Below are 10368 nucleotides of genomic sequence, written 5' to 3'. Positions count from 1 at the left end.
CGGCGCCGCCGCTCTCCTGTGTACGGCGCAGCCGGGCGGCGCCGTCCGGCGACGCCTCGAACGCGCCGCCGAACGCCTCGGCGAGCGCGGCGTCGACCGCCGCGTAGTCGGCGTCCGCCGACGGTGCCTCCACCGGGAGGAGGCCCGGGCCGGGGGACGGCGGGGCGGTGAGCGTGTTTGGGGTGCACACGAGGTACGCGTGCACCGCCTCGGTGGTGAAGCCCGCCGCGCGCAGGGCGGGCGCCACGTCGGGCGCGGCCTCCGGGGCGAACTCCAGGCGCGGCTTGAGTCCGCGCTCGCGGAACTCCACGATCAGCGCCGTGACGTCGGCGGTGGTCGGGCGGACGCCGGGGAGGGGGGTGGCGTAGTTGATGTACGGGCTGGCGGTGCCGGGGTCGAATCCCGCGACGAAGCCGCGGGTCTCGACCACGAGGGGGCGGCGGCGGAGGTTGGCGACGGCGAAGTGCTGGACGTCGGTGTCCACGGTGTTGATGTCCTCACACAGAAGATGACGGTACGAAGGGCTGGGTGCGCACAGGCACCTGGCATGCGGCCGACCGTGGGTACGGTCAGTGCCGACGGCGGCCGCCGGGGGGCGCCGCGATCATTGGCGTCAGTCCTTCGTCGCTTCGTGTGTGTACGCGCGCACGGGGGCGCGCGGAGCGTGCGCAACTCTCGCAGGCCCCACGTCCGTTCGCAACGGTGTTTTCGCGACGGTCCGGGCGGGGGATCAGGGACGCGGTCGGGCACGTCACCGTCGAGGCCGGGCGCCTTCGGCAGTCGGCGGTGTGACCGCCGCCGGGCGCGGGAGCCACAGGAGCATCAGGGCGGCCGCCGCCAGCACGACACCCGTGCCCGTACGGAACGCCAGCGCGTACCCGGCCGTCAGCGCCTCGGGCGTCGTGGCGCCCGCGGTGCGCGACGCGGCGACCGTCGCCAGGAAGGCCAGGCCCACCGCGCCGCCCATCGTGCGGGACGTGTTGACGAGGCCCGACACCAGGCCCGCGTCGCCCGGCGCGGCACCCGACGTGGCCATCGTGGCCAGCGGCGTGATGACCAGGCCGACGCCCGTCATCATCAGCACACCGGGCACCAGGATCTCCGTGACGTACGCCCCGTCGACCCGCATCAGCGACTGCCACGCGAAGCCCGCCGCCGTGATCAGCGCACCCGTCACGGCGAGCCGCCGCGCCCCGAGCAGCGGCATCAGGCGGGGCGACACCTTCGACCCGACAATGACGCTGACCGAGCTCGGTACGAGGGCGAGGCCGGCCTGCAGCGGGGTGTAGCCGAGGACGTTCTGCGCGTACATCGTCATGAAGAACCACATGGCGAAGGTCGCCGAACCCATCACGAACAGCGCCACGTTGGCCGCCGCGACGGCCCGGGCGCGGAACACCTTCAGCGGCATGAGCGGTTCGCGGGTACGGGCCTCCACCGCCACGAACACCGCGAGGAGCGCCAGGCCGCCGATGAGCGGCAGCAGGGTCCGCGGGTCCGTCCAGCCCGTCTGCTCGGTCTGCACGATGCCGTAAGCGAAGGCCGCGAGGCCGCCGGTGACGAGGACGGCGCCCGGCAGGTCCAGGCGGCGCCCGCCGCCCGTGCGGGCCTCACGCACCCACACGGCGGCGCCGGCCATCACGAGGACGCCGACCGGGACGTTGATCAGCAGCACCCACCGCCAGTTGAGCAGCTCCGTGAGGAGGCCGCCCACGAGGCCGCCCGCCGCGCCGCCGCCCGCGCCGACCGCCGCCCACGTCCCGATGGCCCGCGTCCGCGCGGGGCCCTCCGGCACGGCGCCGGTCACGAGGGTGAGCGTGGCGGGCGAGAGCACCGCGGCGCCCAGGCCCTGCACGGCGCGGGCGGCGAGGAGCTGCCAGCCCTCCTGCGCGAGGCCGCCCGCCACGGACGCGGCCGTGAACAGCCCGAGGCCCAGCAGGAACATCCGCTTCCGCCCGTACAGGTCGGCGGCCCGGCCACCCAGCAGCATGAACCCGGAGAACGCGATCGAGTACGCGTTCACCACCCACTGCAGCGCCGCTGCCGACATCCCGAGATCGGCCCGCATCGACGGCAGGGCCACGTTCACGACGGACACGTCGAGCACGACGAGGAACGTCCCCGCGCAGGCGGCGAGCACCACCACCCACGGACGAACGGGACGAACAGCGGCAGAGGCGGTCGAGGGTGCGGTACGTGTCCGGGACGGGGCCATGCCTGTCATGGTCGCAGGTGGTCAGCACCCCGTACATCCCGACATCGGCGTACGAGCCCTCGGCCCCGGGTCCTAGTCCTTCCGCCCGTCAGCCCCTCCGCACGTCCCGCTGCCGGGCCGCCGTCCGATGCGGGTGGGGCGTGCGGCACGATGGCCGGGCATCCGTACGTTCGACCTGGAGGATCCGCGCATGGTCGCCTCGCCCATCCCTGAGCCCGCGCCGAAGGTGCTTGCCGCGTTCGAGGCCGCCAAGGGGTTCATGCCCGTACGGGAGGGGCTCGCGCTGTACGCGGCGGCGGAGGAGGCCGGGCGTCTCGGGCTGCCGCTGCTGGAGGTCGGTACGTACTGCGGGCGTTCCACGGTGCTGCTGGCCGACGCGGCCCGGGCGGCCGGGACCGTGGCCGTGACCGTCGACCACCACCGGGGCAGCGAGGAGCAGCAGCCGGGCTGGGAGTACCACGACCCGGCGGTCGTGGACCCTGAGGTGGGGCTCATGGACACGCTGCCCACGTTCCGGCGCACCCTGCACGCCGCCGGTCTCGAGCCGTACGTCATCGCGGTCGTCGGGCGGTCGCCGCAGGTGGCGCGGGTGTGGGCGGGCGAGGTCGGGCTGGTGTTCGTCGACGGCGGGCACACCGACGAGCACGCCACGAACGACTACGAGGGGTGGGCGCCGCGCGTCGCCGACGGCGGGCTCCTGGTCATCCACGATGTGTTCCCCGACCCGGCGGACGGCGGCCAGGCCCCGTACCGGATCTATCTGCGGGCCCTGGAGTCCGGGGCGTTCACGGAGGTGTCCGTCACGGACTCGCTGCGTGTCCTGCGCCGTACGGGCCCCGGAATCTGACGGCGAGCCTCTAGGCTCGGCCGGGTGTACGACCACCACACGAAGAAGCGTCGCCGCCGCGCCCCGTCCGCTCTCGTGGCCGTCGCCGCCGCCGTCCCGGTGGCGGCGGCCGCGGTGACCGGCTGGCTGGTGTGGGCGGCGCCGGACGGTTCGGCCAGCCACCGGGCCGGGGGCGGCGCCTCCCCTTCCGCTTCCGCTTCCCCTTCCGTCTCCCGTACGGCCCCGGTGCCGCCGGCGTCCGGTGCTCCCGCGTCCCCCTCGCCGAGTGCCGCGCCGCTCGCCGGCAAGGTCGTCGTGATCGACCCAGGTCACAATCCGGGGAATTTTCAGCACACCGAGGACATCAACGAAACGGTGGACATCGGCACGCACCGCAAGGAATGCGATACGACGGGAACCGCCACACAGGACGGTTACCGCGAAGCCGCGTTCACCCTGGACGTCTCCCACCGTCTCCGCGAGGTGCTGCGGGCGCGCGGCGCCACCGTCGTCCTCACGCACGACGCGGACCGGCCTTTCGGTCCGTGCATCGACGAGCGCGCGCGGATCGGCAACGAGGCGGGCGGCGGGGCGGGCGCGGACGCCGTCGTGTCCGTCCACGCCGACGGCTCGGCGGTCGGCAACCGCGGCTTCCATGTGATCCTTCCCGGCCTGGTCAAGGCGGGTGCGGCGGACACCGCGCCGATCGTCGGCCCGTCGCGTACGCTCGGCGAGCGCATCGCCGCCGAGTTCGCCAGGTCGACCGGTTCGGCGCCCGCCAACTACCTCGGCGGGGGCACCGGGTTGGACGTCCGGAAGGATCTCGGTGGACTGAATCTGTCGACCGTGCCCAAGGTGTTCGTCGAATGCGGCAATATGCGTGATCCGAAGGACGCCGCACTGCTGACCGAGGCGGCGTGGCGGCAGAAGGCCGCGCAGGGAATCGCGGAGGGCATCAGCACCTACCTGCTCGGGTAGGTCGGGGCGGACGATACATTCGTCCGTACGATGGGGCCGCCCCCCGTGCTTCGCGCCACCCCTGACGACGACACGACCGACGAAGGACTTTTACGTGAACATCCGCTCCCTCACTCGAGGCGATGGCGTGGTGATCGGAGCAGCGGTGGTGCTGTTCATCGCCTCGTTCCTCGGCCTGAGCAGCTACGAATGCCCCGCGGGGGTCAACTGCTCGAACTTCGACCGGGCCAACGCCTGGGACACGCTCGGTCTTCTGATGAGCATGTTCCTCGCGGGCGTCATCGGCGCCGCCCTGATCGTCGTCGCGCGCGCCATGCCGGGCCGCAAGGTCGCCGGCCTGGACCTGGGGCAGTTCGGTGTGGCCCTGACGGTCTTCGCGCTGTGGACGGCCTTCTGGACCATCATCGACATGAACTCCGCGGGCGCCGGCATGATCCTGGGCCTGCTCGCGACGATCGTGCTGGCCGCCGGTGCGGTGGCCGCGCCGCTGGTGCCCGCGCTGAAGGCGCCGCTCATGGGCGCGCCGCGGCCGCAGGCCCCGCAGCCGTACGGCGCGCAGCCGCCCGGTGCCGGGTACGGGTACCCGGGCGGTGCGCAGCCGTACGGTGCGCAGCAGCCGGGTGCGGTCGACGGCACGGCCGGCGGCGGCTACGGCTACCCGGGTGCGGCGCAGCCGGGCCAGCCGTCGATGGGCGGGCAGCCCGCCGACGCCCAGCCCGCGCAGGCCGAGCCTCAGGCGGCGGCCACGGCCCAGCAGGGCGCGCCGGCGGGGGACTTCGCCCCGTTCTGGTTCGCGGTGCCGGTCGCGCGGCCGCTGTACGCCGAGGACGGCTCGCCGACGCCGATCGCCGAGCTGGCGCCCGGCACGTGGTACCTCGCGGTGGAGCAGCGCGGGGCCGCGCTGGTCGCGCAGACGCAGGACGGCCGCAGGGGTGTCCTTCAGGACACCACGGGTATCCAGCGCGGCTGACGCCACGACAAAGGGCCCGCCTCCTTGCGGAGGCGGGCCCTTTCCCCTGTCGCGCCCTGCCCGTAACTGGGGGGCTCCGCCCCCAGACGCCCGTATCGCTCCCCCAAGCTCTTCGAGCAGGGGGGAGTTTGAGGAGCGGGGGTTCGGGGGCGGAGCCCCCGGTGCGTTCAGGTGCAGCAGTCCGGGGACAGGCCGCGTGGCAGGCGGTCGCCCGCGAAGACCGCCGTCGTCGGCTCGTCGCCGCCCAGCGCGGCGACCGCCAGCAGCAGGGACCCCGCCGTCCAGGTGGTGAGTTCGCGGGGCCATACCGCCCGCTCGCCCTCGAAGACGTACCCCGTCCAGTACATCCCGCCCTCCGCGCGCAGATGCCCGATGGACCGCAGGATCTCCAGCGCGCGGTCGGACTCGCCCATCGCCCACAGCGTGAGCGCCAGTTCGCAGCTCTCGCCGCCCGTGACCCACGGGTTGGGGACGACGCACCGCACACCGAGCCCCGGGACCACGAAGTCGTCCCAGCGGCTCTCGATGCGTTCCTTCGCGGCCGCGCCCGTGACGGCGCCGCCGAGTACCGGGTAGTACCAGTCCATGGAGTAGCGGCCCTTGTCGAGGAACCGCTCCGGGTGGTGGGCGACGGCGTGGGCCAGGGCCCCGGTGGCCAGCTCCCAGTCGGGCTGCGGCTCCTCGCGGGCCTCCGCGACGGCGAGGGCGCAGCGCAGCGCCTGGTGGATGGAGGAGCTGCCCGTCAGGAGGGCGTCGGTCACGGGTGTGCCGTCCGGTTCGCGCTTCCAGCCGATCTGGCCGCCCGGCTGCTGCAGGCGCAGCACGAACTCGACGGCCGCGTAGACGACGGGCCACATGCGGTCGAGGAACGCGTCGTCGCCGGTGGCGAGGTAGTGGTGCCAGACACCGACGGCTATGTACGCGCAGAAGTTGGTCTCGCGGCTCAGGTCCGTCGGCCGGTCGGCTTCGCCGTCGTGGTAGGCGGCGTACCAGGAGCCGTCGGCGTTCTGGTGGCGGGCCAGCCAGGCGTAGGCGCGGGCCGCCGCCTCGTGTTCCCCGGCCGTGTCGAGGGCCATGGCGGCCTCGGTGTGGTCCCACGGGTCGAGGTGGTGGCCGCGGAACCAGGGGATGGCGCCGCTGTCGCGCTGGACGGCGAGGATGCCCGCGACGGTCTCGGCGGCCTGCTCGGCCGTCAGCACGCCGGGCAGGGTGAGGTGTTCGGTGCGCTCCGGGGACATCAGCGCGCGGCGTTCACGGGGAGGTGCGGCTTCGTCGCGTACACCACGAAGCTCTTGCCCATGACGGGGTTCAGGGCCCGCTCGGCGACCCGCGTGGCCAGGGGCTTCTTCATGATGTCCCAGACCAGCAGCTTGTGGTACGCCCGCACCGGCAGCGCCTTGTCGTTGTCGACGCCGAACGCGCACTTGAGCCACCAGTACGGGGAGTGCAGCGCGTGCGCGTGGTGCGTGCCGTACGGCTTGAGGCCCGCCTCGCGGATCTTGCCGAGCAGCTCGTCCGCCTTGTAGATGCGGATGTGGCCGCCCTCGACCTCGTGGTAGGCGTCGGAAAGCGCCCAGCAGACCTTCTCGGGGCCGTAGCGGGGCACGGTGACGGCGATGCGGCCGCCGGGCTTGAGGACCCGCACCATCTCGGCGAGCACACCCTTGTCGTCGGGGATGTGCTCCATCACCTCGGAGATGATGACGACGTCGAACGACTCGTCGGGGAACGGCAGGTTGAGGGCGTCGCCCTCCATGGCCGTCGCGGTCGCCCCTGCCGGGGCCTCGCCGGCCCCCTTCATCGCGGCGAACCACGTGGCGACCTCGCGGATCTCCTCGCCGTTCCGGTCGAGCGCGACGACCTGCGCGCCGCGCCGGTAGCACTCGAAGGCGTGCCGTCCGGCGCCGCAGCCCAGGTCGAGCACGCGGTCGCCGGGGGCGAGCGGGAAGCGGGTGAAGTCGACGGTCAGCACGAGGGCGGCCTGCTTTCACGGTCCGTGGGGGAGGGCGGGGGCGGGGATACGGCGAGGAGGGTACGAGGGGAGGTCACCGGTCCTGGCACGCGGCGGCCACCGGTCGTCGCCGGGCTCCGCGGGCCGCGTGCGCGGCGACCGCGTCGCGGTAGTGGCGGGCCGTGCCCTCGGCCGCGCGGGCCCAGGTGAAGCGGTCCAGCACGCGGGCGCGCCCCGCGGCGCCGAGCCGGGTGCGCAGTTCCGTACCGCCGGGCCCGAGGAGCCGGCCGAGTGCTGCGGCCAGGGCGCCCGCGTCGCCGGGCGGGACGGCCAGGCAGGTCTCGCCGTCCGGTCCCGCGACCTCCGGTATGGCGCCGCCCGTCGTGGCGACGAGGGGCGTTCCGGTGGCCATGGCCTCGGCGGCGGGCAGCGAGAAGCCCTCGTACAGGGACGGGACGCAGGCGACCTGGGCGCCGCGGACGAGGTCGACGAGCTCGCGGTCGCTGATGCCCTTGACGAACCGGACGGCGTCGCCGTCGAGGCCGTACCGCTCGATGGCGCGGGCGACCGGGCCCTCGTCGGCGCGCTTGCCGACGACGACGAGGTGGGCGTCGGGGATCTCGGTGCGGAGCTTGGCGAGCGCCTCGATCAGGTACACGAGGCCCTTGAGGGGGACGTCCGCGCTGGACGTGGTGACGATCCGGCCCGCCACCTCGGGGACGGACGGGTCCGGGGACCACAGGTCGGTGTCGGCGCCGATGGGGACGACGTGGACGCGTTCGGGGCGTACGCCGAGGTGGTCGACGATCTCCTGGCGGGACGAGCCGGACACGGTGAGCACCGACGGCAGGCGGCGGGAGACGCGCTTCTGCATGCGCGTGAACGCGTACCAGCGGCGTACGGAGGCGCGGCGCTTCCAGTCCTGCGCGGCGTCCAGCTCCAGCTGCCGGTCGACGGTGATCGGGTGGTGGATCGTGGTGACGAGCGGGGCGCCCAGGGGGGCGAGGAGGCCGTAGCCGAGGGTCTGGTTGTCGTGGACGACGTCGAAGTCGCCGCGGCGGGCCGCGAGGAGGCGGCGGGCGCGCAGCGAGAACGTGAGCGGCTCGGGGAAGCCGCCGGTCCACATGGTGGCGACTTCCAGTGCGTCGATCCAGTCGCGGTACTCGTCGCGCTTCGGGGTGCGGAACGGGTCGGGCTGGCGGTAGAGGTCGAGGCTCGGCAGCTCGGTGAGGCCGACTCCTTCGCCGACGGCGTCGAGGACCGGGTACGGCTGGGAGCCGATCACCTCGACGTGGTGCCCGAGGCGGGCCAGCTCGCGGGAGAGGTGCCGTACGTAGACGCCCTGGCCGCCGCAGAACGGGTTGCCCTTGTACGTGAGGAGGGCGATGCGCAGGGGACGTCCCCCGTCGGCGGCCGAGCCCGCGCGGGGGCCCGCTTCCATGGCCTCTGCGGTCACTCGCGGCCCCCTTCGGCTTACGTTTCGGCGGAGCGTAACCGCTCGCGCTAATCTAGAACAAGTTGCAGACTTGATCGTTCCTGATCGCCCGAGGAGCTTCGAATCTACCGGCAGGTAGCGCGGCTGTAAGGGCCGGATCAGGTGATTCGCGCCACGGCTCGTCACGACGGGGACCCATGACAGTGGAAGGCAGGCCGGCGGCGTCGTCGCCGCTGACGGAACGGCAGGAGGCGCGCCGCCGCCGCATCCTGCACGCCAGCGCGCGGCTGGCGGGGCGCGGCGGTTTCGACGCGGTCCAGATGCGGGAGGTCGCGGAGGCGGCCGGGGTCGCGCTGGGCACGCTGTACCGGTACTTCCCCTCCAAGGTCCATCTGCTGGTCGCGACGATGCAGGACCAGCTCGACCGGCTGCACGCCACGTTGCGCAGGCACCCGCCGGCCGGGGAGACCCCGGCGGGGCGGGTCGCGGAGACCCTGATGCGGGCGTTCCGCGCCCTGCAGCGCGACCCGCAGCTCGCGGACGCGATGGTCAGGGCGCTGACGTTCGCGGACCGGAGCGTGAGCGCCGAGGTGGACACGGTGTCACGGCAGACGACGGCGATCATCCTGGACGCCATGGGCCTGGACCGGCCGACGCCGGAACAGCTCGCGGCGGTGCGGGTCATCGAGCACACCTGGCATTCGGCGCTGATCACGTGGCTGTCGGGGCGGGCGTCCATCGCGCAGGTGCGGGTCGACATCGAGACGGCCTGCCGGTTGATCGGTGATCAAGCGATCGGTGATCAGGCGATCCGGGGCGGCGCCTCCACCTGAGGCGGGCGTCGTACGGCCCCTCCGGATGGCGTGGTGACCCGCGGGTAGAGTGAGCGCGTCGTTTCGTGCCCGTACAGGGGGAAGCCGGTGCAATTCCGGCGCTGACCACGCAACCGTGAGCCGCCGCAAGGCGGTGAGCCGGAATGCCGTGTACGGGCTGTGACCGGCTCGCGTCACCGGGACCGCCCGGTGGCCGGCACCGTCGAGGAATACGGAGCCGAGCCTGGTGCCTCCCCGCGCCGGTGCCCGGCCCCCGGAGGAGAGGCACCCCGCCATGACCACCGTTCGCCGCAGCGCCGCGGCGCTCGCCGCAGGCGCCGTGCTGTTCACGGGCGGCGCCACCGCGGCCGCCCCGGCCGCGTACGGCGCGCCGTCGCCCGCCCCGTCCCCGACCCCGACCGCGGCCCCGACCCCGACCGCGTCCTCGGCCGCGCCCACGCTGCCGGTGGGTCTGTACGGCACCGGCGACCCGACGTACGACGGGGTCTGGCGGCAGTCGCTGGCCTTCATGGCGCAGCAGGTCTCCGGTGTCGAGCCCGCCGAGGAGGCCGTCGCCTGGCTGCTGGACCAGCAGTGCGACAACGGGGGCTTCCCCTCGTACCGGGCCGACACCGCCAAGCCGTGCCCGGCCGGCCTGCCCCTCGACACCAACGCCACCGCCGTCGCGCTCCAGGCGCTCAAGGGCGTCGACAGCCACACCGAGCGCGCCGAGCAGGCGATGCAGGACGCCACGGCCTGGCTGAAGCTGGCCCAGAACAAGGACGGCGGCTGGGGCTACAACCCCGGCTCGCCCAGCGACGCCAACTCCACGTCGCTCGCCATCAGCGCGCTCGCCCGCGTCGGCGAGGAGCCCGGCGCGGTGAGGACGGCCGACGGGAAGACTCCGTACGACGCGCTCGTGTCGTTCGCGCTGCCCTGCGACGCCGAGGAGGGTGGCGGCGCCTTCGCGTACCAGCCCGAGAAGGACGGGACGCTGCGCGCCAACGACGACGCCACCGCGGCCGCCGTGCTCGCCGGGCTCGGCAAGCACCCGCTGGTCCGCGGCGTCACCCCCGGCGACCAGAAGCCCACCTGTGAGGACACGCCGAAGGGCGGTGCCGAGCGGGCGGCCCGCAACGGGGCCGCGCACCTGGCGGCCGCGCTCGCGAAGACCGGTCACC

9 protein-coding genes, 1 pseudogene and 1 riboswitch are annotated in these 10368 nt (G+C 73.9%); of the genes and pseudogenes, 5 read left to right on the top strand and 5 right to left on the bottom strand.

The window, feature by feature from the left end; translation table 11 throughout:
- Positions 1-484: pseudogene (locus HTZ82_RS07500) on the bottom strand (GNAT family N-acetyltransferase); the annotation flags it as partial.
- A gap of 267 nt (positions 485-751) precedes the next feature.
- Positions 752-2224 (bottom strand): MFS transporter, encoded by a 1473-nt coding sequence (locus HTZ82_RS07495; RefSeq protein WP_175408505.1) that lies wholly within the window; start codon positions 2222-2224, stop codon positions 752-754.
- 181 nt (positions 2225-2405) lie between these two features.
- On the opposite strand from HTZ82_RS07495, the gene HTZ82_RS07490 reads away from it, so the two are divergent.
- The 3 genes from HTZ82_RS07490 (at position 2406) to HTZ82_RS07480 (ending at position 4989) form a co-directional block, all read left to right on the top strand.
- Complete coding sequence (locus HTZ82_RS07490) at positions 2406-3062, top strand: class I SAM-dependent methyltransferase (protein WP_175408504.1); 657 nt, start codon at positions 2406-2408, stop codon at positions 3060-3062.
- A 75-nt stretch (positions 3063-3137) separates the two neighbouring features.
- On the top strand, positions 3138-4019 hold the full coding sequence (locus tag HTZ82_RS07485; RefSeq protein ID WP_175408507.1) for an N-acetylmuramoyl-L-alanine amidase: 882 nt from the start codon (positions 3138-3140) through the stop codon (positions 4017-4019).
- Between the two features lie 94 nt (positions 4020-4113).
- Positions 4114-4989 carry a DUF5336 domain-containing protein gene (locus HTZ82_RS07480; RefSeq protein ID WP_175408503.1) on the top strand — a complete coding sequence of 292 codons (876 nt, stop codon included), beginning with the start codon at positions 4114-4116 and terminating at the stop codon, positions 4987-4989.
- 167 nt (positions 4990-5156) lie between these two features.
- On the opposite strand, the gene HTZ82_RS07475 is transcribed toward HTZ82_RS07480, so the two are convergent.
- From HTZ82_RS07475 to HTZ82_RS07465, 3 genes are all read right to left on the bottom strand, one after another.
- Positions 5157-6230, bottom strand: coding sequence for a prenyltransferase (locus HTZ82_RS07475; RefSeq protein WP_175408506.1), 1074 nt, complete (start codon positions 6228-6230; stop codon positions 5157-5159).
- Complete coding sequence (locus HTZ82_RS07470; protein ID WP_175408502.1) at positions 6227-6961, bottom strand: class I SAM-dependent methyltransferase; 735 nt, start codon at positions 6959-6961, stop codon at positions 6227-6229. Before HTZ82_RS07470 ends, HTZ82_RS07475 begins: the two co-directional genes overlap by 4 nt.
- A gap of 73 nt (positions 6962-7034) precedes the next feature.
- Positions 7035-8396, bottom strand: a complete 1362-nt coding sequence (locus HTZ82_RS07465) for a glycosyltransferase family 4 protein (protein ID WP_175408501.1) — start codon at positions 8394-8396, stop codon at positions 7035-7037.
- Between the two features lie 176 nt (positions 8397-8572).
- On the opposite strand from HTZ82_RS07465, the gene HTZ82_RS07460 reads away from it, so the two are divergent.
- Both HTZ82_RS07460 and HTZ82_RS07455 read left to right on the top strand, forming a co-directional pair.
- Entirely contained in the window at positions 8573-9208 is a 636-nt protein-coding gene (locus HTZ82_RS07460) for a TetR family transcriptional regulator (RefSeq protein WP_175408500.1), read from the top strand.
- Between the two features lie 78 nt (positions 9209-9286).
- Positions 9287-9356: riboswitch (cobalamin riboswitch) on the top strand.
- 126 nt (positions 9357-9482) lie between these two features.
- Positions 9483-10368 (top strand): prenyltransferase/squalene oxidase repeat-containing protein (locus HTZ82_RS07455; protein ID WP_217623773.1); only part of this gene is annotated, 886 nt, incomplete at its 3' end.

Origin of the sequence: Streptomyces sp. TRM64462 (assembly GCF_013362995.1) — a bacterium.
Taxonomy (GTDB): domain Bacteria; phylum Actinomycetota; class Actinomycetes; order Streptomycetales; family Streptomycetaceae; genus Streptomyces.
This window is presented reverse-complemented; position numbering and strand designations above follow the sequence as displayed.

What these genes read in the sequence shown, in the direction of transcription:
- HTZ82_RS07490 (WP_175408504.1), top strand. Translation starts at nt 2,406, where the DNA reads ATGGTCGCCTCGCCCATCCCTGAGCCCGCGCCGAAGGTGCTTGCCGCG.
- HTZ82_RS07495 (WP_175408505.1), bottom strand. Translation starts at nt 2,224, where the DNA reads ATGACAGGCATGGCCCCGTCCCGGACACGTACCGCACCCTCGACCGCC.
- HTZ82_RS07460 (WP_175408500.1), top strand. Translation starts at nt 8,573, where the DNA reads ATGACAGTGGAAGGCAGGCCGGCGGCGTCGTCGCCGCTGACGGAACGG.